We start from the raw sequence: 26,379 nt of genomic DNA, 5'->3' as shown, positions 1-26,379 counted from the left end.
AAGCCTGTCGCCCGCGCCGGTCATAAGATCGGCGCGGGCCCCTGTTTCGGAAAATACATCATGTCTGTCGATCGGCGATCTCTTCTGGCGGGTGGTTTGGCGGGCGGCCTGGGCGCGGCCCTGGCGGCGGGCCTTCCGGCGTCTCTGGCGCGGGCCCTGTCCATTCCGGCCGATGTCCGCAAGGGCACGATCGAGGATGTGGCCCATGTCGTGATCCTGATGCAGGAGAACCGCAGCTTCGATCATTATTTCGGCGCCATGGCGGGGGTGCGGGGCTTTGGCGACGCCCATCCCATTCCCGTCGCGGTCGGTTCCGACGGCGCGCCGCGCGACGTCTGGACCCAGACCGACCGCACGGTCCAGCCGCCTGCGGACATCAGCCCCTTCCATCTGTCGACTGAGGCGAATTTCGACCTGATGCGGATGGAGGGCACGCCCCACCACTGGCCCGACGCCCAGGCCGCCTGGGATCAGGGGCGGATGGCGCATTGGCCCGAGGCCAAGACCCAGCGCGCCCTGGGCTTCTACAGGCGCGAGGACATTCCATTCCAATACGCCATGGCCGAGGCCTTCACCCTCTGCGACGCCTATCACTGCTCGGTCCAGACCGGCACCAACACCAACCGGCTGTTCCTGTTCAGCGGGACCAATGATCCCCACGGCCTCGCCGGCGGGCCGGTGGTCGACAATGTCGACGACGACCTGAACAAGCCTGATGACGGCCAGCCGCGCTATGACTGGACCACCTACGCCGAGCGGCTCCAGGCGGCGGGGATCGACTGGCGCCACTACCAGAATCTGGCCGACAATTTCGGCGACAACCCCGTGCAGAACTTCATGGCCTACCGGCGGGCCTGGCGCGACGAGCCCGGCTCGGATCCGGCGCTGAAGGACCGCGCCCTGTCGACGCGCGATCTGGACCAACTGAAGGCCGACGTGTTGGGCGGCCGTCTGCCGCAGGTGTCGTGGATCATCGGCACGGCCGAGGGGTCTGAACATCCCGGCCCGTCCAGCCCGGCCCAGGGCGCGGACTATATGGCGCGGGTGATCGACGCCCTGACCGCCGATCCGGCGGTCTGGGCCAGAACCGTGCTGTTCATCAATTTCGACGAGAACGACGGCTTCTTCGATCATGTGCCGCCGCCCGCCCCGCCTTCGCCGGATCCGCAGGCGCCCGGCGGGTTCGCCGGCGCCTCGACCGTCTCGACGGCCGGCGAATACCACCGTCTGCCCGCGCCCGGCGCCGATGGCGACACGGCGGAGTTCCGCGGCCGGCCCTACGGTCTTGGGCCACGCGTGCCCATGTATGTCCTGTCCCCCTGGTCGCGGGGCGGTTGGGTCCATTCGGAAGTCGCGGACCACACCTCCGTCATCCGCTTTTTGGAGCGCCGATTCGGCGTGATGGAGCCCAATATCTCGGCCTGGCGACGCGCGGTGTGCAGCGACCTGACCACCGCCTTCGATTTCGCGACGCCCAACGACACCGATTTCACCCGGCTGTTGCCGGACACGACGGACGCCCGGTTGCGGGCCGCGGCCATTCCGCATCAGCCGACGCCCGTCCTGCCCGCCGATCACAGTCGACCGCCTCAGGAGCCCGGCGAAAGGCCGGCCCGTCCGACCCGATATCGGCTCCAGGCGACCTGCGACGTGAATGCGGACAGGAGCGAGGCCACGCTGACCTTCTCGGTTCAGGGCGAGTTGGCCGCTGTCTTCCATGTCTACGACCGGCTGCACCTGGACCGAGTTCCTCGTCGCTACACCGTCGGGGCGGGCGAGAGCCTGACGGGGGTATGGGCGCTGGCGCCCGATGGAGGACGATACGACCTCTGGGTTCTGGGACCGTCAGGGCGGGTCGGTCATTTCGTCGGCTGACCCAAGGCTGAGGCCTGGACGGCAGGGGACGAAGGCCCGAGCCGTCCAGGCGCCACGCCCTCTTCACCAGATCTGGGTTTGGGCGGGAATGCTGTTGAAATAGCTGCAGAGGTTCACATAGGGGCCGCGATTGCAGGTGGCCGGGCTCTGGATCAGGTTTCCGGAGTTGTCCGTATTCTTGGCCGGCGTGCTGCCGGGTTTGTGAGACCACAGGCCGTTGCTGTCCCTTCGATACCAGTGGAAGTCATTTCCGGGCCAGATGACCAGGCAGATGATCTGCCCCGCCGCCGGGGTGACGTTGGGATTGGGGATCAGGATCTGGCCGTCGCGCTGCGAGGCGGCGCCGACGTTGTCGCAGCTGAACGTCGTGTACATCTGACCGGACCCGCGCCCGGGCTGTGCGAAACTGTTGGTGATCTTGTCGTTGGCGTAGTTGTAGCAGTTGTTGTTCGCCATGATGTAGGGGTTGTTATTCCACTTCCCCGGATCATAGGGCGGCGCGGCGAACACCGTGGGCGCGGCCTCCGCCTTAAAACCCTCTCCGCCGATTTCCCCCGTGACATAGTCGTAGAGATCGTCCGGAAGCGCCGCCCGGCCGGTTTCGAGCAGGAACAGTTCGGTTTCGGGCGATCCGAGGTTGAGCGAAATATTGAGGCCGCCGATCTCGGCGAGGCCCTGGTGGATGAAGATGTGCGAATCCAGCGCCTTCTCGCCCGTGCTGAGGATGCTGAAGCCCCGATAGCCCAGGGCGCCGGCGATGCCGGGGGGGCGAAGAAGCGACCGCTCCTGCGTGGATCGGAGCCGTTCCGTGAGTTGAAGGACCTGGTCTTCCGCCAATTCCCAAACCGGGTCCGGACGACCAGAGAAGATGTGAAGCGTAACGATGACTGACATAGTGGCTTCTCCCTGAGTTGCAACTCGAGGGTGTTAGGTTGAGCGACAAAAGTCAATCAAAAGTAGCATCTATTTCCCGAATAAGTAGTATCGCTCAGTAATAACACGGGTTTTTTAGACTCGATCGTTACGGCCAAGGCGCGCGAAGCCGGGGTCTTAAAGCGCGATCTCGCGGCCCTCGGCCGCGCTGCGGAGACCAGCGTCGAGGATGCGCATGACGGTCAGGGCCTGGGCGGCGGGGACGGGCGGGGGGGCTTCGCCCCGGATGGCGTCGCGGACGGCGGCGTAGAAGGCGGGGTAGTCGCCGCGTTCGGGCGTGGGGGCGGTGCGGAGGGTTTCGCCGTCGATCTGTTTCGTCAGGACGCCGGGCGAGGGGTCGAGGCCCCAGTCGGGGTCGCCGGGACGTAAGCCCGCCTTGGACTGGCCCTCCTGGGCGTCGAGGCCGTGTTTGATAAAGCTGCCGCCTGTGCCGTGGACGACGTACCGGAGGCTGGCCTCGGCGGCGAGGTGGCTCATGTTCAGGATGACGCGCAGCCGGTCGTAGCGCAGTAGGACGTGGGCGTAGTCGATGGCCGTGGCGCCGACGCGCTGGGCCTGGAGGTCGGCGTAGACGCCCAGGGGCGGGCCGAACAGCTGCACCGCCTGGTCGATCAGGTGCGGGCCCAGGTCGGCCCAGACGCCGCCGTCGCGCTGGTCCTTCCAGCGGTCGGTGACGGCGGGGCGGAAGCGGTCGTAGTGGCTTTCGAACACGGCGACTTCGCCCAGTTTCCCATCCGCGATCAGGCGGCGCAGGGTCAGGAAGTCCGCGTCCCAGCGGCGGTTCTGGAAGACGCTGAATACGCCGGGCGAGGCGGCCGCGACGGCGGCGACGGCTTGGGCGTCGGCCAGAGTGGCGGCGAAGGGCTTGTCCACCACCACCGACTTGCCGGCCTGAAGCGCGGCGATCGACTGTTCGGCGTGCAGGGCGTCGGGGGTGGCGACGACGATCAGGCCGATGTCGTCGCGGGCCAGGGCCGCGTCCAGGTCGGGCAGGACTGCGACCTCGGGCAGGTCGGCGTGCACTGCCTCGGGCCGCGACGAGACGACGGCGGTCAGGGTCAGGCCGGGGGTGGCGGCGATCAGCGGGGCGTGGAAGGTCTGGCCCGCCAGGCCGTAGCCGACGACGGCGACGCCGATGGGTGCATGTGAGGTCATGCCTCGATCAATAGCGGTCCGGGCGCGGGCCATCCAGCACATAGGGCACCACGCCGCGCTCGTTCTCGGGCACGTGCAGGGCGCGGTCCAGGGGCGGGAAGGCGCGCTGGGTGCAGTCGATGCGCTCGCAGATGCGGCAGCTGACGCCGATCCGGGCGGCGGGGCCGTTCAGGTCCAGGCCGGCGGCATAGACCAGCGAGCCGGCGTACTCGACCTCGCAGCCCAGGGACAGGGCGTAGCGCCGGTCGTTGGCCAGATAGGAGCCGCTGGGCTTGGACACTGAGCGGGCGATGGAGATGTAGCGCGAGCCGTCGGGCATCTCGGCCAGCTGCACCCCGATGCGGTCGGGCGTGGCGAAGGCTTCGTGGACGTTCCACAGGGGGCAGGCGCCGCCGAAGCGGGCGAACTGGAAACGGGTGGCGCTGTGGCGTTTGGTGATGTTGCCGGCCATGTCGACGCGGGCGAAATAGAAGGGCACGCCGCGCCAGCCGGGCCGTTGCAGGGTCGAGAGCCGGTGGCAGACCTGTTCGAAACTGACCTGGAAGCGGGTGCGTAACCGGTCGATGTCGTGCTTCTCGGCCCGCGCCGCCTCCAGGAAGGCGCGGTAGGGCAGCAGCAGGGCGCCGGCGGCGTAGTTGGCCAGGCCGACGCGGGCCACGTCGCGCGCGGCCTGGGTGCGGAAGGCGGCCTGGTCCAGCTCGGTTTCGATCAGGTCGCGGAAGGACAGCAGGGCCAGCTGGTGGGCCAGCTGGAACGACCGGGTCGCGCCGGGCCGCCAGGCGTCGAGGGTCAGCACCCGGTTGGCCGGATCATAGCGGCGCAGGGCCTCCTGACCCGCGATATAGACGGTGCGGACGCCGTGCCGGTCGGCTAGCACGGTCTCCAGCGCCCGTTCGATCGGGCCGTCCTGGGGCACCTCTGCCGCCAGGGCCTCGGCCGCCGTGTCCAGACTGTCGACGTAGTTGTCGCGGTAGTGGAAGAAGTCGCGGACTTCTTCATAGGGCAGCAGGGCGACGCGGGCGCCCAGTTCGTCGCGGCCCAGGGTGTCGTCCAGCGCCTTCACCCGCTCGTCCAGCTGGCGGAAGGCCTGGTGCAGGGCCAGGAACTGATGGGCCAGGCGCGGGGTGTTGGCGACGGCCTGTTTCAGCTCGGCCGCGGTCGGGGGTTCGGCCCCGCCGCTGACCGGGCCGGCGATGTCGGTGGTGGCCTCGCGCAGGTCGGCGATCAGGCGGGCGTCGCCCTCAAGATCGAACAGGCTGGCGTCGATATGGAAGGCGCGGGTCAGGGCGATCAGGACGCGGGCGGTGGCCGGGCGCTGATTGGTCTCGATCTGCGACAGATAGGAGGGCGACAGGCCCAGACGTTCGGCGCAGGCCTCCAGCGTCCAGCCGCGCGCCTCGCGCAGCTTGCGCAGCTTGGCGCCCAGGAAAAGCTTCTCAGCCATTCGCAAGTTTGCAGTTCACAGCCGCTGCCTTTGCAAGTCCGCGCAGTTCCGCACCTTTTGCAAAGTTGCGTTTGCCATTTTGCGATGAAGCCGCCACTCCTTGCCGTTCGAACACAAGGCCGAAACCGATCATGACTCAAGCCATCCTTGAAGAACTGGAGCGCCGTCGCGCCGCCGCCAAACTGGGCGGCGGGGAAAAGCGTATCGCCGCCCAGCACGCCAAGGGCAAGCTGACGGCGCGCGAACGCATCGACGTTCTGCTGGACGAGGGCTCCTTCGAGGAGACCGACATGTTCGTCGAGCACCGCAGCCACGACTTCGGCATGGAGACGCAACGCATCCCCGGCGACGGGGTGGTGACGGGGCGCGGCACCATCGGCGGGCGTCTGGTCTATGTCTTCTCCAAGGATTTCACTGTCTTCGGCGGGTCGCTGTCGGGCGCCCATGCGGCCAAGATCGTCAAGCTGCAGAAGATGGCTCTGACGACGGGTGCGCCGATCATCGGCCTGTTCGACGCCGGCGGGGCGCGGATCCAGGAGGGGGTCGAGAGCCTGGCCGGCTACGCCGACATCTTCCTGCAAAACACGCTCGCCAGCGGCGTCATTCCCCAGATCAGCGTGATCATGGGGCCGTGCGCGGGGGGCGACGTCTATTCGCCGGCCATCACCGACTTCATCTTCATGGTGAAGGACACGAGCTACATGTACGTGACCGGCCCCGATGTGGTGAAGACCGTCACCAACGAGGTCGTCAGCCACGAGGACCTGGGCGGGGCGCGGGTCCATGCCGGCAAGTCGGGCGTGGCGGACGGGGCGTTCGAGAATGATCTGGAGGCCCTGTCGGAGGTGCGTCGCCTGATCGGCTTCCTGCCCCTGTCGAACCGCGAAAAGCCGCCGGTGCGCGAGAGCTATGACGAGCCCGAGCGGGACGAACCGTCGCTGGACACCTTGGTCCCGGCCAATCCGAACCAGCCCTATGACATGAAGGAGCTGATCCTGAAGGTGGTCGATGAGGCCGACTTCTTCGAGATCGGGGCCGACTTCGCCAAGAACATCATCTGCGGCTTCGGCCGGCTGGACGGCCAGACGGTCGGGATCGTCGCCAACCAGCCCCAGGTGCTGGCCGGGGTGCTGGACATCGATTCAAGCCGCAAGGCCGCGCGGTTCGTGCGGTTCTGCGACGCCTTCGACATCGCGCTGGTGACCCTGGTGGACGTGCCGGGCTTCATGCCGGGGACCAAGCAGGAATACGGCGCCCTGATCAAACACGGGGCCAAGCTGCTGTTCGCCTATGCCGAGGCGACGGTGCCGAAACTGACCCTGATCACGCGCAAGGCCTATGGCGGCGCCTATGATGTGATGAGTTCGAAACACCTGCGCGGCGACGTCAACTACGCCTGGCCCACCGCCGAGATCGCGGTCATGGGCGCCAAGGGGGCGGTCGAGATCATCTTCCGCAAGGAGGCCGGCGATCCGGCGGCCCTGGCGGCGCGCGAGGCGGAGTACAAGGACCGGTTCGCCAATCCGTTCGTGGCGGCGGGGCTGGGCTATATCGACGACGTCATCATGCCGCACGGGACGCGGCGGCGGCTGGTGAAGGCGCTGCGGACGCTGAAGAACAAGGTCCAGGAGAACCCCTGGAAGAAGCACGATAATATTCCGCTGTGACTCAGGTTTTTGCGAGCCGGCGCATCACTTCGATCCGCAGTTCTATGAAGTCAGATGCGGCATCGGTTGGTCCGCGTCGGCCATAGAATATGAGACTGTCCACACCGTTTTCGGGCGTGAGTCCGAGCCGCTTTCTAAGGCCAAGGATGTAATCGGTATGATAGGGTCGAAACCCTTTAATTCCCTGCTTGGAAACACGCTCCACAACCTTCCCGTCTTTCCAGACGCTGAGAAGGTTGTCGCCTTCGGGCGGATCGAGTTCGAATCCAAAGCGAGAAAGAGCCTCCTTGAGCTGCGAATACTTCAGAGGATGCTCCCCGCGTATTGCCTTACGGGAATTTGTTTCCAGCCACTGAGATATTGTCGCCACTTCGTCAACGCGCTTCTCACAAATCTCGTGAGCGGCGGCTTGGCGAGTGAACTCGTACATTTCGTTGTCCGTGGATTTTTCAAGCCATTGACCGATTTGGTCCAAGAGAACTTGAGAAGCCGTCAAGGCAATGCGTTTGTTTCCGTTGTGAAATGCATGGTTGTTGACCAGAGAATGGAAAAGCGCTGCGGCCTTATCGAAAGGCGAGGGGTATGAGTCTTTACCGCCAACTGTTTGGAATGGTCGGCCAACAGCTGATTCCAGAAGATTTCTGTTCTTTAGGCCAGGAGGCGAGATCGGGTCTTCGCTATCCTCAAACCACTCCACCAGCAATTCGTGAATTTCCAAAACTTCTTCGACGGACAGTTGCATGACATCGTTCTCCCGAGGCTACCGACGACAATGGGCACCGATAGTCAAGCTGTGACGAACGACCTGCTTGAGTCCGCCGCTTAACTAATTCCGCCCCTGTGTTGCGCAGGAACAAGGACCACCATGTTCTCCAAAATCCTCATCGCCAACCGGGGCGAGATCGCGGTTCGGATCATCAAGACCTGCCGCCGCATGGGCATCCAGACCGTGCAGGTCTATTCGGAGGCCGACGCAGGCTCGTTGGCGGTCGAGATGGCTGACGAGGCGGTGCTGATCGGGCCGGCGCCGGCGGCGCAGTCCTATCTGCTGGCGGACAAGATCGTCGAGGCGGTGCGCCAGACGGGGGCGCAGGCCGTGCATCCGGGCTTTGGGTTCCTGAGCGAGAACGCCGGGTTCGCGCGGCGGCTGAGGGACGAGGGGATCGCCTTCATCGGGCCGAACCCCGAGGCCATCGAGGCCATGGGCGACAAGATCAGCTCCAAGAAGCTGGCGGCCGAGGCGGGGGTCTCGACCGTGCCGGGGCATATGGGCCTGATCGAGACGCCGGAAGAGGCGGTGAAGATCGCCAACGAGATCGGCTATCCGATCATGATCAAGGCGAGCGCCGGCGGCGGCGGCAAGGGCATCCGCGTGGCCCATTCGGACGCCGACATGGCCGAGGGGTTTGCGGCGGTGAAGGCCGAGGCGCTGAACGCCTTCGGCGACGACCGGGTCTTCCTGGAAAAGTTCATCATCGATCCGCGCCACATCGAGATCCAGGTGCTGGGCGACAAGCACGGCCATGTGGTCCACCTGTTCGAGCGCGAATGTTCGATCCAGCGCCGCAACCAGAAGGTCATCGAGGAGGCGCCCTCGCCCCTGCTGGACGAGGCCACCCGCGCCGCCATGGGGGCGCAGGCCGTCGCCCTGGCCCAGGCGGTCAACTATGACAGCGCCGGCACGGTCGAGTTCGTGGCCGGTCAGGACAAGAGCTTCTACTTCCTGGAGATGAACACCCGGTTGCAGGTCGAGCATCCGGTGACGGAGCTGATCACCGGGGTCGATCTGGTCGAACAGATGATCCGCTCGGCCTGGGGAGAGGCCCTGGCTTTCGAACAGAAGGACCTGAAGATCAACGGCTGGGCCATCGAGAGCCGGATCTACGCCGAGGACCCTTATCGCGGCTTCCTGCCGTCCATCGGGCGGCTGGTCCGCTATGAGCAGCCCGAGGAAGGCGAGCAGGACGGCTATGTGGTCCGCAACGATTCCGGCGTCCGCGAGGGCGACGAGATCAGCATGTTCTACGACCCGATGATCGCCAAACTGTGCGCCTGGGGCGAGACGCGCGAGGACGCGGTGACGGGCATGGCTCGCGCCCTGGAGGACACCCACCTGTCGGGCCTGGGGCATAATGTGCCCTTCCTGGCGGCGGTGATGGACCAGGAGCGGTTCAAGTCGGGCGAACTGTCGACCAGCTATATCAAGGACGAGTTCCCGGACGGTTTCCACGGCCTGCGCCCCACGGTGGAGCAGGAGCGGATTCTGATCGCCTCGGCCCTGGCCATGCACGAGGTGATCGCCGAACAGGACGGCGACCCGTCGGACCGCACCGACTGGATCGTGATGATCGACAAGACGCCGCACGGCGTCGGTCTGTCCTATGACGAGGACGAGGAGATGATCCTGACCCTGACGGGCGGGGGCGACATCCGCCTGTCGGACATCGACTGGCGGCCCGGTCTGGCCCAGTTCAAGGCCGAGCTGGACGGCGAGGCCTTCACCGCCGAGGTCAAGCGCGTCGCCGACGGCTTCGACATCCGCCACCGCGCGGCGCGGGCGCGGGTGCGGGTGCTGCGGCCGCATGTCGCTGAACTGTATGCCCGCCTGCCGGAGAAGGCGGTCGCGGATACGTCGAAACTGGTGCTGTCGCCGATGCCGGGGCTGGTGGTGTCGATCCCGGTGGTGGTGGGCCAGGAGGTCAAGACCGGCGAGACGGTGGCGATCATCGAGGCCATGAAGATGCAGAACATCCTGAAGGCGGAGCGCGACGGGGTGGTGAAGGCGGTGGGGGCCAAGGACGGCGATCCTGTGGCGGCGGATGACGTGCTGGTGGAGTTCGGGTGATGCCTGCGCTTCTCTTCTTTCGTCATCCTCCGGCAAGCCGCGTTTTCGCGGCGCAGACCGGGGGACCCAGCGGCGCGCGTGAGCGCGAACCTGTCGCGGATTCGGTCTTCAACCATCGAGCGGCGGATGGATTTCGCCTTCGGCGCCGCTGGGTTCCGGGTCTCCGCTACGCTTCGCCCGGAATGACGAAAGAAGAAGGGGAGGGCCGCGCATGAGCTTCCCCACACCCAGCCCCCTCGAATGGCGCGAGGCGGCCCAGAAGGCGTTGAAGGATCGGCCGATTGAGTCGTTGATGTCCCTCGACGCCGACCAACTGGTGACGCGTCCGCTGTACGGCGGGGCGACGGGCGTCCAGTCGATCTTCGCCCCGCGTCCGTCCGACTCCGAAGGCCGGGCCTGGGATCTGCGGACCCTGGTCGAGGGGGACGACGCCGAGGCGGTCAATGAGGCCGTGCTGACTGATCTGGAGAACGGCGCCGCCTCGGTGGAGCTGAAGGGCGGAGTGCTGGAGGACTCGAGGCCTCTGGGCCGGGCGCTGGAGGGCGTGGCGCTGGAGTTGGCGCCGGTCGCTCTGGACGCCGGGATCGACGGGCCGGATGCGGCCAACGCCCTGGCGGTCGTGGCCAAGGGGTCGCCGCGCGCCAAGCTGCGGTTTCACATGGACCCTGTCTCGGCCTTCGCCGAAACGGGCGGGGCGCCGCGTTCGGTGGAAGAACATTTGAGCCTGGCGGCCAATACGGCGGCGCGCCATGCGGGCGCCTATCCCGACGCGACCTTCTTCATGGCCAGCGGGCGCGTGGCGCACGAGGCGGGCGGGTCGGCGGCGCAGGAGCTGGCCTTTGCGGCCGCCAGCGTGGTGGCCCATGTGAAGGCGGCCGTGGACGCGGGGATGTCGGTCGAGGCGGCTTTGCGCGGCACGGTGGTCGGCCTGTCGGTCGATGCGGAATATTTCGACAGCCTGGCCAAGGTCCGGGCCATGCGCCTGATCTGGGGCGGGCTGACCAAGGCTTTCGGCGTGGAGGCGCCGGCGGTGATCGAGGCGCGGTCGTCGCGGCGGATGCTGGCGGCGCGCGACCCCTGGCCCAATCTGCTGCGGCTGACGGCGGCGGGGTTTGCGGGCGCCGTGGGTGGTGCGGACGTGGTGGTGCTGGACGGCTTCACCCGCGCGACCGGGCGGTCCGACGCCTTCGCCAGGCGGCAGGCGCGGAACACCCAGCTGGTGCTGATGGAAGAAGCCAATTTGGGCCGGGTCGATGATCCGGCGGCGGGCAGCTGGTATCTGGACGCCCGGACGCGGGATCTGGCCGAGGCCGGCTGGGCCGAGTTCCAGATGATCGAGGCCGAGGGCGGTCTGGTCGAGGCCCTGAAGGGGTCGGTGATCCAGCCCCGCATCGCCCGCGCTCGCGTCCAGCGGGAGGCGGCGCTGGCGAACGGCGCGGCCCAGATCATCGGGGTGACGAAATATGTGGACGTGGACGTGCGGCCGGCGCCGGTCGAGGCGGCTGACGCGGCGCCGTCGCGGGTCGAGCGGGTATGCGAACCCCTGACGCCGATCCGCTTCGCCGCAGCCTTCGAGGAGGCGGCGCAATGAGTTTCCCCGATTTCAGCAAGATCGCCCTGAACCTCGACGCGACCGGGCAGGGGCCGACGCGCGACCCGTGGCTGACGCCCGAGGGGCTGACGGTCGAGACCGCCTATGGCGCCGAGGCGCTGGACGGACTGGATCACCAGAACGGTTTGCCGGGGTTCGCGCCGTTCGTGCGCGGGCCCTATCCGACCATGTATGCGGGCAATCCCTGGACCATCCGCCAGTACGCCGGTTTCTCGACCGCCGAGGAATCCAATGCCTTCTATCGCCGCAATCTGGCGGCGGGGCAGAAGGGCTTGAGCATCGCCTTCGATCTGGCGACGCACCGGGGCTATGACAGCGACCACCCGCGGGTGAAGGGCGACGTCGGCATGGCGGGGGTGGCCATCGACAGCATCTATGACATGCGGACCCTGTTCGACGGGATCCCGCTGGACCAGATGTCGGTGTCGATGACGATGAACGGCGCGGTGCTGCCGATCCTGGCCCTCTATGTCGTCGCGGCCGAGGAGCAGGGCGTGCCGCACGCGGCCCTGACCGGGACCATTCAGAACGATATTCTGAAGGAGTTCATGGTCCGCAACACCTACATCTATCCGCCCGAGCCCTCGATGCGGATCATCGCCGACATCTTCGCCTGGACGGCGCAGGAGACGCCGAAGTTCAACAGCATCTCCATCTCCGGCTATCACATGCAGGAGGCGGGGGCCTCGGCGGATATCGAGCTGGCCTATACGCTGGCGGACGGGATCGAATATCTGCGGGCGGGCGTCGCGGCGGGCATGCCGATCGACCGGTTCGCGCCGCGGCTGAGCTTCTTCTGGGCCATCGGCATGAACTATTTCATGGAGGTGGCCAAGATGCGGGCGGGCCGCCTGCTGTGGGCCGAGGCGGTGCGGAAAGAGGGCGGGGTCGATCCGAAGTCGCTGTCCTTACGCGCCCACTGCCAGACCTCGGGCTGGTCGCTGGCGGCGCAGGACGTGTTCAACAATGTGCCGCGCACCATGGTCGAGGCCATGGCGGCGGCGGGCGGGCAGACGCAGAGCCTGCACACCAATGCCCTGGACGAGGCCCTGGCGCTGCCGACCGACTTCTCGGCCCGGATCGCGCGCAACACCCAGATCCTGTTGCAGTCGGAGACGGGGCTGACCCGCGTGATCGATCCGTGGGGCGGCAGCTTCTATGTCGAGCGGCTGACGCACGAACTGGCCGAGCGCGCGCGGGCCCATATGGCCGAGGTCGAGGCCCTGGGCGGCATGGCCAAGGCCATCGAGGCCGGGATTCCCAAGCTGAGGATCGAGGAATCCGCCGCCAAGACCCAGGCCCGGATCGACACCGGCCAGCAGACGGTGGTGGGGGTGAACAAATATCTGAACCCCGTCGTCGACGATATTCCGATGCTGAAGGTCGATAATGCGGCGGTGCTGGCGGCCCAGATCGACAAGCTGAAACGGCTGAGGGCCGAGCGAGACCCGGCGGCGACCGATGCGGCGCTGGAGGCGCTGACGAACGGTGCGCGCGGGAAGGCGAACCTGCTGGAGCTGGCGGTGCAGGCCGCGCGGGCCAAGGCGACGGTGGGGGAAATCTCCGATGCGCTGGAGGCCGCCTTCGGTCGCCATGTGGCGACGGTCCAGACCGTGTCGGGCGTCTACGCCAAGGAGGCCGGCACCGATCCCCGCTTCGCCCGCGCCCGCGAGATGGTGGCGACCTTCGTCGAGAATGACGGCGGGCCGCCGCGCATCCTGATCGCCAAACTGGGCCAGGACGGGCACGACCGTGGCCAGAAGGTGGTCGCCACAGGCTACGGCGACCTGGGCTTCGACGTGACCGCCGGCGCCCTGTTCCAGACCCCGTCAGAGGCCGCGCGCGATGCGGTGGACAAGGGGGTCCATGCGGTGGGCGCTTCATCCCTGGCGGCGGGCCACCTGACCCTGGTGCCGGAACTGAAAGCCGAGCTGGAGAAGCTGGGCCGGCCCGAAATCATGATCGTGGTCGGGGGCGTCATCCCGCCGTCCGACGTCCAGCCCCTGCTCGATATGGGCGCCGCCGCTGTCTATCTGCCCGGTTCGGCCATCGCCGACACGGCGGTGGACCTGATCGAGAAGCTGAACCAGCGGCTGGGTTACGCCCAGCCTGCGCCTGCAAAGGACAAGCCATGATCGGCGCCCTGAACCATGTCGGGGTCGCGACCCCCTCCATCGCGGACTCGATCAAACTGTATCGGGACATTCTGGGGGCGACGAAGATCGGAGAGCCGTTCGACCTCCCGGCGCAGGGGGTTAAGGTCTGTTTCATCGACACCCCGACGGCCCAGATCGAGCTGATCGAACCCTATGACGACACCAGCCCCATCGTCGGTTTCCTGGCCAAGAACCCCAAGGGCGGCCAGCATCACGTCTGTTTCGAGGTCGCCGACATCCACGCCGCTATCGCCGAGATGCGGGCCAAGGGCGTCACCCTGCTGGGCACGGGCGAGCCGCGCATCGGGGCGCACGGGACGCCGGTCGTCTTCCTGCATCCGCGCGACATGGGCGGGGTGCTGATCGAGCTGATGGAGACGCCGAAAGGCGAGCACTGATCGCTGGAGCTTTTCGCCAGCTTCGCCGTTAAGTTCTGCGAACGGGAGAGACCTGACCATGATGCGTCGCCTGACCGCCTTCGTCGCCATCGCCGCCCTGACGGGGGTCTCCGCCTGTCAGCAGGCCGAGCCGGAACAGCCGGTCGCCCCGGTCGAGCCCCAACCGGCGGCCGCGTCGACCGCTCCGGCCGTCGGCTACGCCTGCGAGAGCGGGGCGATGGTCGAGGCGCGGTATCCCGACACGGCGACGGCGCAGCTGGCCTACAAGGGGCGGACCTATGACCTGCGCTCGGTCGAGGCGGCCAGCGGCGCTCGCTATGTCGGCTCGGGCGTCGAATGGTGGACCGCGCCGCGCGACGGCCAGGAGCGCGCGACCCTCAGCCGGCTCGGGCCCAACGAGGAGGTCGGAGTGGCGGTGCTGGAGCAGTGCGCCCGGCCGGTGGCGACGGCGGCGACCGGCGCGCCGGTTCCGCAAGTCCTGCCGGGCCAGACGACCACGCCTGCGCCGGGCGGTGTCCTGCCTGCGTCCACGCCGTGCAAGGGACCGCAGTTGAAGCTGGCGGCCGAGGGCGGCGACGCCGGGGCGGGCAATCGGGTGCGCAATTTCAGCTTCCAGAATCTCGGCGCCCAGGCGTGCAGCCTGACCGGCTATCCGGGCGTGATCCTGCTGGACGCGCAGGGGCGGCCCCTGACCACGATCCGCGCCGACCAGAGTCCCGGCAGCTATTTCCGCCAGGGCCAGGCGCCGACGCCAGTGGAGCTGGCGCCCCGGGCCAAGGCCTATTTCGAAATGGCGTGGAGCGTCGTGCCGGACGAGACGATGCAGAAGACCTGTCCGAGCGCGGCGACCCTAAGAGCCACGGCGCCGAACGATACGGCGGCGGTCAGCCTGTCCTTCGCCTTCCAGCCGTGCGGAGGCAAGGTCCGCGTCAGCCCGATCCGGGCCGAGGCCAATCCCGAGATGGCGACCTAAGACGGCTGGAATCCCGGTCGAAATCGGCGTAGGTCGCGGCCCATGACCCAGAGCTTCTACGACCGCGTCGCCGGCGAACTGACCGAGATCGACGCCCAGGGCCTGACCAAGCCCGAACGCATCATCGCCTCGCGCCAGGGACCGGTGATCCAGGTCGCCGGCCGTGACGTGCTGAACTTCTGCGCCAACAACTATTTGGGCCTGGCGGGCGACGAGCGCGTCGTTCAGGCCGGGATCGCAGCGCAGCAGAAGTGGGGCGCGGGCACGGCCTCGGTCCGCTTCATCTGCGGCACCCTGGAGATCCACAAGGAACTGGAAGCCGTCATCGCCGGCTATCTGGGTTTTGAGGACGCCATCCTGTTTGCGGCGGCTTTCGACGCCAACGGCGGCCTGTTCGAACCCCTCCTGGGCGAGAACGACGCCATCGTGTCGGACAGCCTGAACCACGCCTCGATCATCGACGGGGTGCGGCTGTGCAAGGCCAAACGCTACCGGTTCGCCAACTCCGACATGGACGAGTTGGAGACCCGGCTGAAGGAAGCCCGCGAGGCCGGCGCGCGCGACATCATCATCGCCACCGACGGCGCCTTCTCGATGGACGGCTATATCGCCAAGCTGGACGAGATTCGGGTGCTGGCGGACAAGTACGACGCCCTGATCATGGTGGACGACTGCCACGCGACGGGCTTCCTGGGCCCGCAAGGCAAGGGCTCCTTCGCCCACCACGGGGTCGAGGTGGACTTCGTCACCGGCACCTTCGGCAAGGCCCTGGGCGGCGCCATGGGCGGCTTCATTTGTGCGAAGAAGTCGGTGGTCGAACTGCTGAAACAGCGGGCGCGGCCCTATCTGTTCTCCAACGCCCTCGCGCCGGCGGTGTGCGGGTCGTCGCTGGAGGCGATCCGCATCGCCCAGGGGGCGGAGGGGGATGCATTGCGCACCCGTCTGTCGGCCAACGCCCATCGCTATCGCAACGCCATGGCCGATGCGGGCTTCACCCTGCTGGACGGCGAGCATCCGATCATCCCGGTCATGCTTGGCGACGCCAAGCTGGCGCAGGATTTCGCGGCAAGGGCGCTGGAGCTGGGCGTCTATGTGATCGGGTTTAGCTTCCCGGTCGTGCCGCGCGGCCAAGCCCGGATCCGCACCCAGATGTCGGCGGCGCATTCGTTCGAGCAGATCGACCGGACGGTGGCGGCGTTTACGCAGGCGGGACGGGAATTGGGCGTCATTTAGCCCTCTTCGCGCGCCATCGACGAAGAACAAGCGGTGAGGAGGCGTGGGGCCTCAGCCGCGGGCTTCGGAACAAAGCCGAGGCCATGATTTCAGGGAGTTGAGACTATGACCGATACGATGAAAGCCCTGGCCAAGACCGCGCCGGGCATCGGCCTGGAACTGATCGACGCCCCGATCCCCGAGGCGGGACCGGAAGACGTGCTGATCCGGGTGCACCGCACCGCTGTCTGCGGCACCGATATCCACATCTGGAACTGGGACGAGTGGTCCCAGAAGAACGTCCCGACCCCGATGATCACCGGCCATGAGTTCGCAGGCGAGATCGTCGCCGTCGGCAAGGACGTGGATCGCCCGCTGAAGATCGGCCAGCGCGTCTCGGCCGAGGGGCATGTCATCGACCTGAACTCCGAGGCGGCCCGCGCCGGTCATTTCCACCTGGACCCCAAGACGCGCGGCATCGGCGTCAACCGCCAGGGCGCCTTCGCCGAGTTCGTGGTCGCGCCCGCCTTCAACGTGATCGAACTGCCCGACGACGTCCCCTATGAGATCGGCTCGATCCTGGACCCGTTCGGCAATGCGGTGCACACGGCGCAGCAGTTCGACCTGCTGGGCGAGGACGTCCTGGTCACCGGCGCCGGCCCCATCGGCATGATGGCCGCCGCCGTGGCCCGTCACGCGGGCGCGCGCACCGTAGTCCTGACCGACATCAACGACTTCCGGCTGGAGCTGGCGCAGAAGGTGGCGCCGGGCGTGCGCACCGTGAACACGACCAAGGAAGACATCCACGACGTCATGAAGGAGCTGGGCCTGAAGGTCGGCTTCGACGTGGCGCTGGAGATGTCCGGCTCCCCCATCGCCTTCAAACAGTGCGTCGACACCCTGATCATGGGCGGCGGCATGGCGATGCTGGGCATTCCCTCAAAGCCGATGGAGACCGACTGGGGCGCCATCATCCTGAAGGCCCTGACGATCAAGGGCGTCTATGGCCGCGAGATGTTCACCACCTGGCGCAAGATGCTGGGCCTGCTGAAGGCGGGGCTGGACCTGAGCCCGCTGATCACCCACCGGCTGGGCTACGCCGATTACCGCGAAGGCTTCGAGGCGATGAAGTCGGGCCAGTCGGGCAAGGTGGTGCTGAACTGGGACAAGGCGGCCTGAGGCTTATGATCACCTCCCCGTTCGCGTAGGCGAATGGGGAGGACAGGCGATCGCGTCAGCGAGCGCCAGGAGGGGGCGACTCGGTGTCTGACGCTGGCGTGGTCATCACCGCCGTCGGAGTCGCCCCCACCTGGTCGCTGCGCGACCTGTCCTCCCCACGCGCCTTCGCGCGCGGGGAGGTGAAGTCGGCCCTCAGTTCGTCTTGCGGATCAGTTCGTCGGCCAGGGCGGCGGTCAGATAGCCGTCGGCGATGCGGCCGTTGGCCTGCTGCCAGCGGCGCAGGGCCGTGCGGGTGTTGGTGCCGATCACGCCGTCGATCCCCTGGGTGTCATAGCCCAGCCGCGTCAGGGCGGCCTGGGCGCCGATCCGCTGTTCGCGCGACATGGAGGCGTCGTTGGGCCAGGCCTTGGTCAGGCCGGGCTTGCCCATGATCCCGTCCGCCGTCAGGCCGATGGCCAGGGCGTAGGAGACCGAGTTGTTGTAGCGCCGGATCACATAATGGTTCGGCAGGGCCAGGAAGGCCGGGCCGTTGGCGCCCTGGGGCAGCAGGATGGTGGCGTCTTCCAAGGCCTCGGCGCCGTTCGGCGTGCCGCCCTGGGCCAGGCGCACGCCCTTGGCCGCCCAATAGGCCCAGTTGTGCTTGGGCCCTTCGGCCTCGGCATAGTTGAAGCCGGCGGGCAGGACGACTTCGTACCCCCAGCCCTGACCGCGCTTCCAGCCGGCCTGGGCCAGCAGATTGGCGGCGGAGGCGAGGGCGTCCGCGTCGTCGGCCCAGATGTCGACCTTGCCGTCGCCGTCCTGATCGACGCCCAGGCGCAGATAGTTGTCAGGCATGAACTGGGTCTGGCCCATGGCTCCGGCCCAGCTTCCCTTCAGGCCCGCGCGTTCACGGCGGCCGTCGACGACGATGTCCAGCGCGTCCTTCAACTGGGCCTCGGCCCAGTCGCGGCGGCGGCCGTCATAGGCCAGGGTCGCCAGCGAGCGGATGACGTCATAGTCGCCCTGAACCTGACCGAAGGCGCTCTCCTGGGCCCAGACCCCGACCAGAATCTCGGACGGCACGCCGAAGCGCTGGACCACCGACCACGGCACGCGGTCGATCCGCTGCTTGGCCTGGGCGATTCGCACCGGCGTCACCGCATTCTGGATATAGGCGCCGGCGGGCTTGGAAAATTCGGGCTGATTGCGGTCCAGCCGCACGACCGAGGCGTCGGGCGTCAGCCCGGCCAGTTCCCGTTCGTAGTCGGCGCGGCGGGCGCCGCCCTTGCGTGCCAGGAAGCCCTGTTTCCAGCCCTCGAAACCCTGCTGGTCATAGGCGGCCAGGGGCGGCGTCTGAGGCGCGGGCGTCGGCGCCGCGACGGGCGCGCCCGGGTCAGGCGTCGGCGTCGGCAAATTGACGGGCGGCTCGGGCAGCATGGGGGCGCAGGCCGCGACAGAGCAGATGAGGAGTAGGCGATAGGAAAAGCGCATGAGATTCAGACTACAGCCCCCGAGGTAATAGGTGAAATGACATCCGCGCGAATGACTTTCACGCGCCACAAAGCGCCTGTGACGCGAAAGCGTTGCCGTGAGACTCCCCTGTTGACGTCGTTAACCCTCAATTTCATCGACGCGCTAACGCACTGCGGCGTATTGGCGCAGGGTCCTCTGACGGCCTGATGGCGGAGTGGCGACGCAACGGGCGTGCAACCCCGGAAACCCTCCGTTCGACTCGGAGGTCAGGCCTCCATTTTTTTGGTGCTATCGCCCTTCGGGCTACTTGAGCACATGTTTGGGGTGCTACCGCGCTTCGCGCGACTTGAGCACGGGGTGGGGAAGGTGGTTGGGGGCAGGCAGGGACTGGCTTTTGTAGGGTTTTGGCCTGTAGCGGGTTGACCTTCTCCGGACCGCTCTCTATACGACCGCCTCCGCCGCGATCCGCCCGGATCAGCGGCTTTCTTATTGGCTTCTCTCAGGACGTCCGACCATGAAGGTCCGCAGCTCGCTCAAGTCCCTGAAGACCCGTCACCGCGACTGCAAGGTCGTGCGTCGTAAGGGCGTCGTCTTCGTTATCAACAAGACCGACCCGCGCTTCAAGGCGAAGCAGGGCTAAGCTGCTCTGTTTGCGCGCCGCTTCGGCGGCGTGCGCACGCAGGGTTCGCGCTGAAGTCGCCCAAAAGGCGATCGCGCAACAAGAAACCCTGACGATCCACAGGCTGCGGATATTGTCCGCGGCCTTTTTCGTGTTCGGCGGTTGAGCCGCGCCTCTCGGCATGGTTAGCGTCCGCGCTTGATTTCTGGAGTATTCCCATGGCTGACGACGCCGCCTTCGACGCCTCGTCCGACGTTCTGACCGCGACCGCCCAAGGCCGGCTGCGCACCATCATCGAGCGCCTCGAGCGCCTCGAAGAGGACAAACAGGCCGTCATGACCGACATGAAGGAGGTCTTCGCCGAGGCCAAGGGCGAGGGCTATGACGTGAAGATCCTGCGCAAGGTCATCCGCATCCGTAAGCAGGACAAGGCCAAGCGCCAGGAAGAGGACGCCATCCTGGACCTCTATATGTCGGCCCTGGGCGAGATTTGAGGCTGACCCGGCTTGAAGCGCACCCCCTTCAAGTCAGGCGGCGGCCTTTCGCGCTCAAGCAGCCCGAAGGGCGAGAGCGCCCCCAAGAAGCCGCTACCCAGCCCTTTTGAGATACAGCGCGAAGCGGCGAAACGCGCCGCGCTCAACGCTCTGAAACGCGCCCGCCGCTCGGCAGAGAAGGCGGGCGTTTCTCTGTCCGAATGGGAGGGGGAGTTCCTCGAGTCCGTCGGCGAGCGAGTGAAGACCCACGGCCGCGCCTTCGCCGACCCCGAAAAGGGCGCGCCCGGTCAGGCCCTGTCGGCCATGCAAGGCCGCAAGCTGAAGGAGATCACCGCCAAGGCGAAGGGCGAGGAGCCGAAGCGGCGGTGGGGACGGAAGAAGGGCGAGTGATGTTTCCCTTCTTCCCTTGCGGGAGAAGGTGGCCCGAAGGGCCGGATGAGGGGTCCGCCGGTGGGCCAGTTCGCACGACCGTGCCCCTCACCCTTTCGCGCAAGACCGATCGCTACGCTCTCGGGCGCTCAAGCCCTCTCCCGGCGGGAGAGGGAGATGTTCATCCCGCTTCCTTCAGCTGACCTTCCAGCCCTTGTTCGCGGACCTTGCGGTACAGGGTGGAGCGGCCGATGCCCAGGCGGCGGGCGATTTCGCTCATGTGGCCGGCGTAGACCTCGATGGCGTGCTGGATCAGGTCGCGTTCGATGTCTTCCAGCGTCCGCAGATGGCCGCGGTCGTCCAGGATGCGGATTGGCTGTTCCGGCAGGGGCGGAAGGTCGGCGTAGGAAGGGGCGGCGTTGGCCGGGGCGGCGGCGGCCGTGTCCGGCATGGGCGCCGTCACGCCCGAGATGGACGGGAAATCATAGGGCTGAAGGAAGGGCGAGTCGGCCAGGACGATGGCGCGGAACACCGCGTTTTCGAGCTGGCGGACATTGCCCGGCCAGTCGAAGGCCTGGAGCATGGCCAGGGTCTCGGGCGCGCAGCCCATGATTCGCTTGCCTTCCTCGGCGTTGAACCGGGCGATGAAATGATCGACCAGGGCCGGGATGTCCTCGCGACGGTCGCGCAGGGACGGGGCCTCGATCGGGAAGACGTTCAGCCGATAGAACAGATCCTCGCGGAAGGCGCCGTCCTTGACCTGTTGCGCGGGGTCGCGATTGGTGGCCGAGACGATGCGGACGTCGATCTTGACCGGCCGCTTGCCGCCGACCGGATCGATCTCGCTCTCCTGCAGGGCGCGCAGCAGCTTGACCTGGAGGTCCAGCGGCAGTTCGCCGATCTCGTCCAGGAACAGGGTGCCGCCGTCGGCCTCCCGGAACTTGCCCAGGGTCTTGTCGACCGCTCCGGTGAAGGCGCCCTTCTCGTGGCCGAACAGGATGGATTCCGCCAGATTGGCCGGCAGGGCGCCGCAGTTGACGGCGACGAAGGGCTTGCCGGCTCGGTCGCTGGCGCCGTGCAGGGCGCGGGCGATGACTTCCTTGCCGACGCCGCTTTCGCCTGTGATCAGCACCGGAATGGACGACTTGGCGGCCCGCGTTCCAAGAGCCTTGACCATTCGCATGGGGGCGCTGTCGCCGATGATGTCGTCGAAGCTGGCGCGCCCTTGCGCCCGTTTGGTCAGCCGGCCGACCTCGGCGGTCAGCTGGGTCATCTTCAGGGCGTTGCGCACCCCGACCAGCAGACGTTCGGGTCCGACCGGCTTGACGAAGAAGTCCTGGGCGCCGGCCTGCATGGCCTTGACCACAGTGTCGATGCCGCCGTTGGCCGTCAGGACGATGACCGGCGTGGTCACGCCCGCGCTGCGCAGCTCGGCCAGGCATTCCAGACCCGACATCTCGGGCATCACCATGTCCAGCAACAGCATGTCTGCGCCGCCGCCCCGGAGCATGCGGTCAATGGCTTCGCCGCCCCCGGCGGCATGGACCACGGCGTAGCCGTCGCGTTCGAGCACGGCCTGTAGCAGGCGGCGCTGGGTCGGATCGTCATCGACCACCAGAACGGTCTTGGCCATGGGAGCCCCTTGTCATCACCGATAGGCCGCCCGTGGTGCGGACTGGCCCGTTTCGGGACGATTTCTAGGGGGACGAGGTGAAAATCGGGTGAGAGGGCGTGGTGAGCGGGGGGTTAACGGGACACGGGCGGCGCGCAGCCGATCTGCGGTTGAGCCTGCAATCTCTGACCACCGACGACGAGGTCCGGCAGGCGCGCAGGAGCGACGGCGAAGCGATCCACGAACGCCTTCGCCAGTTCCTCCGACGATCCGGGCGCGCAGGCGGCGTAGATTGCGCTTTGCCACCATTGCCCCTCGCCGTTCTGTGTGAAGCTCAAGATAGAGCTGGAGGTCGCCAGCAGAACCTCCATGCGGCCGTCGCCGTCCAGATCGAGATTGCGCAGCTGGCAGGGATTGCCGACGGTGCAAGCGTACATCAGGGCGTCCTGGCGACCCAGCTGGGCGGTGAAGCTGGGCGGCGTACTCTGGCCCGCGATGGGCTGGATCCGGATGCCGGCCACCCGCGTGGCTCGGTCCTCCACCGAATAGCCCGACCGTTCCTGTCGGGCCTTGGCGGCGCGGGCCAGTTCGGCGATCTGTGGGTCCGACGACCGCGTCAGCCGGTCCAGGGCCGCGAGCCCCGCCTTGCCGCTGTCGAAGCGCAGGAAGTCAAAGTCGAAATCCTTAGCCGCCACGGCCCCACGTTCCAGCCGCGCGACCTGGTCCGCCGCCGATAGCCGCGCCGGGTCGGCGATGGGGCTGAACAGGGCCAGGATGACCGCGACCGACAGGACGGCGGCGAGGATGTTGGTCGGCTCCAGCGGCTTCATCCAGGGGCCGGGGCGGACGGCGGCGAACAGATAGCCCAGGCCATAGACCGCGCCGATCACAGCGCAGGCCGTGGCGATGATCCGATCCGGCGTCAGTCCGTGCTGGCCGATGCGCAGGGCCAAGCCCCAGAAGGCCAGGGCCACCAGGGGTGCGATCAAGGCCGAGGCGACCCGGACGCCGTAGCGCAGCACCACCGGGGGGCGATGGTCGGGACGGCCGTCCTGATAGGCAGTGTTGATCAGCACGATCAGGGCCGCCGCCGCCGACAGGACCAGGGCCGTGGCGCTGCCCGTCTGCCACAGGCCGTCCAGGCCGGTGAAGGGCAGGGCCACAAGGAAGCCGCCGACCAGCACCGTGATGACCAGCAGCAGCCAGGACAACAGCATCAGGGCCACGGTCCGCACGCCCCGGATCAAGCCGTCGCGCACATCGGTCAGATGCACCGCCGTGGCGAAAGCCAGGCTGGTCAGCGGCAGTGTGAACCAGCCCTTTTCCAGCAGGTCGCTGAGGAAGCTGAGCCCGATGATCTTGAACAGGCTCGCCCCGAGCAGAAGCAGCAGCCAGAAGGCGCCGGCGAAGCCGACCGACAGCACCCCCTGCACGCCCGCCATCCAGGCGGCGTCGAAATAGGCCGGATAGGAGGCCGCCAGCCGGCGCTCACGGTCCGCCGGCACGATCAGATGATGGGCGATGAACAGGGCCGCCGCCGCGAAGACGAACAGGGGGAAGGTCGCCTCGCGGGCGCCGTCGGCCTGACGGGCGATGTCGTGCCAGGCGAGCAGGGCCAGGACCGCGCCCGCGATCAGGCTCCAGACCACATAGACCCACAGCCGCAGCTTGCCGACGCCGGACAGCAGGACGGCGGGCAGGAAGAGTGTAGTCAGCAGGGCCGGCGCGAACAGGTCGGGATGGCGCTGCGACCAGCTGGCGCTGTCGCCCTCGGTGGCGCGCAGCAGCAGGTACAGGACTATGCCCTGCATCAGGCCGACCGCCAGGCGTACGATTGCGATCCGGCGGCGGTCGCCGTCCGGCGTGGTTCCGCCCCAGCCCGTGCCGAGAATATTCGCCGCTTCGGTGGTCATGACGCGCCCTTTTGCCCGGTTCGGAGCCCGACCTGGGCGCGCCATCTAGCCGGATCGGGGGTGTTCAGGGAAGCGGCACCTCGATCCGGCAGGCCCGCGCCAGATAGCAGCCCCGCGGGGCGAAATGGATGTGGACTTGGTCCAGCGCCGGATGGTCGAACGCCTCGGCCAGCCGCGCATCCAGATCGGCGCCGTCGATCACCAGCCCCTCCAGCATCATGTTGCGCCGGTCATAGAGGCGCAGCGACAGTGGTCGTTTGGTCAGCATCTCCGGCGCCGGTCCGGTGATCGGCGCCTGTTCCACCGCCGACTCGCGCACGAAGATCGGTCCCGAGGCGCGATAGGGCGAGTTCGGGTCGATCAGGTGGGCGTGATTGACCAGCACCAGCGCCTCTCCGGCGTCGGCGTCGCGCAGGCTGACCCGGCAGGGCGCGCGGCCGGGGGCGTCGGCGACCCACCGGCGCGCGCCGACCGCCGCTAAGTCTTTATCGGACATGGCGAAATAGGGCGCGAAAGGCGCCAGGGGCAGGGCTTCGATGCGATAGGTCATGGGGAATCTCCAGATTGAGGTCTTTCCTTGCGACGTTCGGTTCTCGCCGTCTGGCGGCTTGCGGCCGTTGCATCGCGCCCGCGCCGCCCCCACAAAGGCGGGCATGAACGCCCCCTTCAAAGCCCCGCCCCAGTCCAATCCTGCGGAAGCGCCCCTGTGGGACCTGACCGACCTCTATGGTTCGCGCGACGACGCCCGGATCGCCGCCGACCTGGATCGGGCGCGCGCTCTGGTGGACGAGATGAACGGCCTGCAAGGCCGACTGGCGGGGCAGGGCGGCGATCCGGCTTCCTTGGGCGCGGCGCTGGATCGGGCGATCAGCCTGTATGAACAGGCCTCGGACGTCCTGGGCGCCCTGGGCGCTTACGCCTTCCTGGCGGCCTCGACGGCGCGCGACGACGCGGGGGCGCAAGGGTTCGAGGCCGATGTGCGCGAGAAGATCACCGCCATCGCCACCCCGACCGTCTGGCTGACGCTGGAGATCAACCAGATCGACGACGCCGCGCTGGAGGCCGCCCTGACCGCCCACGCCGGCGCATCGCGCTGGCGGCCGTGGCTGCGGCGCGTGCGGGCGATGAAGCCGCACGAACTGTCGAGCGAGCTTGAGACCTTCATCGCCGAGCGCGGCCCGATCACGGCCCAGTGGCCGCGCCTGTTCGACGAACAGCTGGCGGCGCTTCGGGCGAAGGCCGGCAGCGAAAGCCTGACCCTGGCCGAGGCCCTGAACCGGCTGTCGGACGCCAAGCCCGCGCGCCGCAGGGCCGCCGCCGAGGGCCTGTCGGAGGCCTTGGCCGCCCGCGCGCCCACCCTAGCCCTGGTGCTGAACACGGTCGCCGCCGACAAGGCGATGGAGGACCGCTGGCGCGGCTTCAAACGGCCCGCCGACGGCCGCCACCTGGGCAATGAGGTCGACGGCGAGGCGGTGGACGCCATGGCCGAGGCCGTCGCGGCCGCCTATCCGCAGCTGTCGCACCGCTATTATACGCTGAAGGCCAAGGCCATGGGCAAGGCGCGGCTGGACCACTGGGACCGCAACGCCCCGATCGAGACCACCGCCCCGCGCGCCTTCACCTGGAGCCAGGGGCGCGAGATCGTGCTGGACAGTTTCTCGGACCTGGGCGGCGACTTCGCCGAGCGGGCCGCCGGCTTCTTCGACAAGCCCTGGATCGACGGCCGCGCCCGGCCGGGCAAGCAGTCGGGCGCCTACGCCCACCCGGTCACCGCCGACCGCCATCCCTATGTCTTCCTGAACTGGATGGGCGAGCGGCGCGACGTTCTGACCCTGGCCCATGAACTGGGCCACGGGGTGCACCAGACCCTGGCGGCGGACCAGGGCACGCTTCTGGCCGATACGCCCCTGACCCTGGCCGAGACCGCCTCCATCTTCGCCGAGGGTCTGACGTTCGACCGTCTGCTGGCGACGGCGCCCAAGCGCGAGCAGCGCGGCCTGCTGGCCGGGCGGATCGAGGACGGGCTGAACACTGTGGTGCGCCAGATCGCCTTCCACCGGTTCGAGACCCGTTTCCATGACGAGCGGCAGAAGGGCGAGGTCTCGCAGCAGCGGATCAACGAACTGTGGCTGACGGAGATGGGCGCCTCGCTGGGGCCGGCGGTGACGCTGAACCCCGGCTACGAGCACTGGTGGGCCTATGTCAGCCACTTCGTCCACTCGCCCTTCTACGTCTACGCCTATGCCTTCGGCGACCTGCTGGTGGCGGCCCTGATGGAGGCGCGGCGGGCCGATCCGACCGGGTTCACCCCCCTGTACCGCGACCTGCTGGCCGGGGGCGGGGCCAAGACCTACGTCGAGGCGCTGAAGCCCTTCGGCCTCAACCCGCGCGATCCGGCCTTCTGGAGCGTGGGCTGCAAGCGGCTGGAGCGGCTGGTGGATCAGTTCGAAGCCTTGGGGTGAGGCTGGCGT

The 26,379-nt window shown here is 67.6% G+C and carries 22 protein-coding genes and 1 tRNA gene; 14 read left to right on the top strand and 9 right to left on the bottom strand.

Features of this window, described 5'->3' with window-relative positions; translation table 11 throughout:
• Nucleotides 1-57: 57 nt before the first annotated feature.
• Complete coding sequence (locus GGR11_RS06810) at nucleotides 58-1,875, top strand: phosphocholine-specific phospholipase C (protein WP_425485670.1); 1,818 nt, start codon at nucleotides 58-60, stop codon at nucleotides 1,873-1,875.
• Between the two features lie 63 nt (nucleotides 1,876-1,938).
• On the opposite strand, the gene GGR11_RS06805 is transcribed toward GGR11_RS06810, so the two are convergent.
• The 4 genes from GGR11_RS06805 to GGR11_RS06790 all read right to left on the bottom strand — a co-directional run bounded on the left by GGR11_RS06805 (nucleotide 1,939) and on the right by GGR11_RS06790 (nucleotide 5,540).
• Nucleotides 1,939-2,769 carry a hypothetical protein gene (locus GGR11_RS06805; protein ID WP_183195968.1) on the bottom strand — a complete coding sequence of 277 codons (831 nt, stop codon included), beginning with the start codon at nucleotides 2,767-2,769 and terminating at the stop codon, nucleotides 1,939-1,941.
• A gap of 156 nt (nucleotides 2,770-2,925) precedes the next feature.
• Complete coding sequence (locus GGR11_RS06800; RefSeq protein ID WP_183195967.1) at nucleotides 2,926-3,963, bottom strand: oxidoreductase; 1,038 nt, start codon at nucleotides 3,961-3,963, stop codon at nucleotides 2,926-2,928.
• A 7-nt stretch (nucleotides 3,964-3,970) separates the two neighbouring features.
• Nucleotides 3,971-5,407 (bottom strand): helix-turn-helix domain-containing protein, encoded by a 1,437-nt coding sequence (locus GGR11_RS06795; protein WP_183195966.1) that lies wholly within the window; start codon nucleotides 5,405-5,407, stop codon nucleotides 3,971-3,973.
• On the bottom strand, nucleotides 5,400-5,540 hold the full coding sequence (locus GGR11_RS06790; protein ID WP_183195965.1) for a hypothetical protein: 141 nt from the start codon (nucleotides 5,538-5,540) through the stop codon (nucleotides 5,400-5,402). The genes GGR11_RS06795 and GGR11_RS06790 overlap by 8 nt, the downstream gene beginning before the upstream one ends.
• Here GGR11_RS06790 and GGR11_RS06785 point away from each other — a divergent pair.
• Nucleotides 5,539-7,074, top strand: a complete 1,536-nt coding sequence (locus tag GGR11_RS06785) for an acyl-CoA carboxylase subunit beta (protein WP_183195964.1) — start codon at nucleotides 5,539-5,541, stop codon at nucleotides 7,072-7,074. The two genes, GGR11_RS06790 and GGR11_RS06785, sit on opposite strands and share 2 nt — an antisense overlap.
• 1 nt (nucleotide 7,075) lies before the next feature.
• Here the strand turns inward: GGR11_RS06785 and GGR11_RS06780 are convergent, their stop codons facing one another.
• The gene (locus GGR11_RS06780) at nucleotides 7,076-7,816 is read right to left on the bottom strand and encodes a type II toxin-antitoxin system death-on-curing family toxin (protein ID WP_183195963.1); all 741 of its coding nucleotides are present in this window, start codon (nucleotides 7,814-7,816) and stop codon (nucleotides 7,076-7,078) included.
• Nucleotides 7,817-7,939: 123 nt separating this feature from the next.
• Here GGR11_RS06780 and GGR11_RS06775 point away from each other — a divergent pair, with 123 nt between their 5' ends.
• The 7 genes from GGR11_RS06775 (at nucleotide 7,940) to tdh (ending at nucleotide 17,449) form a co-directional block, all read left to right on the top strand.
• On the top strand, nucleotides 7,940-9,919 hold the full coding sequence (locus tag GGR11_RS06775; RefSeq protein ID WP_183195962.1) for an acetyl-CoA carboxylase biotin carboxylase subunit: 1,980 nt from the start codon (nucleotides 7,940-7,942) through the stop codon (nucleotides 9,917-9,919).
• 211 nt (nucleotides 9,920-10,130) lie between these two features.
• Nucleotides 10,131-11,510, top strand: coding sequence for a methylmalonyl-CoA mutase family protein (locus tag GGR11_RS06770; RefSeq protein WP_183195961.1), 1,380 nt, complete (start codon nucleotides 10,131-10,133; stop codon nucleotides 11,508-11,510).
• The gene (gene scpA / locus GGR11_RS06765; protein ID WP_183195960.1) at nucleotides 11,507-13,666 is read left to right on the top strand and encodes a methylmalonyl-CoA mutase; all 2,160 of its coding nucleotides are present in this window, start codon (nucleotides 11,507-11,509) and stop codon (nucleotides 13,664-13,666) included. Before GGR11_RS06770 ends, scpA begins: the two co-directional genes overlap by 4 nt.
• Nucleotides 13,663-14,085 (top strand): methylmalonyl-CoA epimerase, encoded by a 423-nt coding sequence (mce, locus tag GGR11_RS06760; protein ID WP_183195959.1) that lies wholly within the window; start codon nucleotides 13,663-13,665, stop codon nucleotides 14,083-14,085. The genes scpA and mce overlap by 4 nt, the downstream gene beginning before the upstream one ends.
• A gap of 58 nt (nucleotides 14,086-14,143) precedes the next feature.
• On the top strand, nucleotides 14,144-15,058 hold the full coding sequence (locus GGR11_RS06755; RefSeq protein ID WP_183195958.1) for a DUF4232 domain-containing protein: 915 nt from the start codon (nucleotides 14,144-14,146) through the stop codon (nucleotides 15,056-15,058).
• A 42-nt stretch (nucleotides 15,059-15,100) separates the two neighbouring features.
• On the top strand, nucleotides 15,101-16,291 hold the full coding sequence (locus GGR11_RS06750; RefSeq protein WP_183195957.1) for a glycine C-acetyltransferase: 1,191 nt from the start codon (nucleotides 15,101-15,103) through the stop codon (nucleotides 16,289-16,291).
• A 105-nt stretch (nucleotides 16,292-16,396) separates the two neighbouring features.
• Nucleotides 16,397-17,449, top strand: a complete 1,053-nt coding sequence (gene tdh / locus GGR11_RS06745) for an L-threonine 3-dehydrogenase (RefSeq protein ID WP_183195956.1) — start codon at nucleotides 16,397-16,399, stop codon at nucleotides 17,447-17,449.
• A 192-nt stretch (nucleotides 17,450-17,641) separates the two neighbouring features.
• Here the strand turns inward: tdh and GGR11_RS06740 are convergent, their stop codons facing one another.
• Nucleotides 17,642-18,919 carry a lytic murein transglycosylase gene (locus GGR11_RS06740; protein WP_183195955.1) on the bottom strand — a complete coding sequence of 426 codons (1,278 nt, stop codon included), beginning with the start codon at nucleotides 18,917-18,919 and terminating at the stop codon, nucleotides 17,642-17,644.
• Between the two features lie 182 nt (nucleotides 18,920-19,101).
• Between GGR11_RS06740 and GGR11_RS06735 the strand changes: the two genes are divergently transcribed.
• From GGR11_RS06735 to GGR11_RS06720, 4 genes are all read left to right on the top strand, one after another.
• Nucleotides 19,102-19,178: transfer RNA gene (locus GGR11_RS06735), tRNA-Ala, on the top strand.
• Between the two features lie 237 nt (nucleotides 19,179-19,415).
• Complete coding sequence (gene ykgO, locus GGR11_RS06730) at nucleotides 19,416-19,541, top strand: type B 50S ribosomal protein L36 (RefSeq protein WP_008263184.1); 126 nt, start codon at nucleotides 19,416-19,418, stop codon at nucleotides 19,539-19,541.
• A 197-nt stretch (nucleotides 19,542-19,738) separates the two neighbouring features.
• Nucleotides 19,739-20,014, top strand: coding sequence for a nucleoid-associated protein GapR (gapR, locus tag GGR11_RS06725; protein WP_183195954.1), 276 nt, complete (start codon nucleotides 19,739-19,741; stop codon nucleotides 20,012-20,014).
• 12 nt (nucleotides 20,015-20,026) lie between these two features.
• Nucleotides 20,027-20,404, top strand: coding sequence for a hypothetical protein (locus tag GGR11_RS06720; RefSeq protein WP_425485663.1), 378 nt, complete (start codon nucleotides 20,027-20,029; stop codon nucleotides 20,402-20,404).
• Nucleotides 20,405-20,564: 160 nt separating this feature from the next.
• Here GGR11_RS06720 and GGR11_RS06715 read toward each other — a convergent pair whose 3' ends face one another.
• From GGR11_RS06715 to GGR11_RS06705, 3 genes are all read right to left on the bottom strand, one after another.
• Entirely contained in the window at nucleotides 20,565-22,016 is a 1,452-nt protein-coding gene (locus GGR11_RS06715; protein WP_183195953.1) for a sigma-54-dependent transcriptional regulator, read from the bottom strand.
• Between the two features lie 113 nt (nucleotides 22,017-22,129).
• Nucleotides 22,130-23,908 carry a DUF4153 domain-containing protein gene (locus GGR11_RS06710; RefSeq protein ID WP_183195952.1) on the bottom strand — a complete coding sequence of 593 codons (1,779 nt, stop codon included), beginning with the start codon at nucleotides 23,906-23,908 and terminating at the stop codon, nucleotides 22,130-22,132.
• Between the two features lie 64 nt (nucleotides 23,909-23,972).
• Entirely contained in the window at nucleotides 23,973-24,458 is a 486-nt protein-coding gene (locus GGR11_RS06705) for a DUF1203 domain-containing protein (protein WP_183195951.1), read from the bottom strand.
• Between the two features lie 103 nt (nucleotides 24,459-24,561).
• Between GGR11_RS06705 and GGR11_RS06700 the strand changes: the two genes are divergently transcribed.
• Complete coding sequence (locus GGR11_RS06700; RefSeq protein WP_183195950.1) at nucleotides 24,562-26,370, top strand: M3 family oligoendopeptidase; 1,809 nt, start codon at nucleotides 24,562-24,564, stop codon at nucleotides 26,368-26,370.
• Nucleotides 26,371-26,379: the final 9 nt, after the last annotated feature.

It is taken from the genome of Brevundimonas mediterranea (genome assembly GCF_014196125.1).
Lineage (GTDB): Bacteria > Pseudomonadota > Alphaproteobacteria > Caulobacterales > Caulobacteraceae > Brevundimonas > Brevundimonas mediterranea.
Note: the sequence above shows the minus strand (reverse complement) of the source record. Positions and strands in the feature narration are given on the sequence as shown.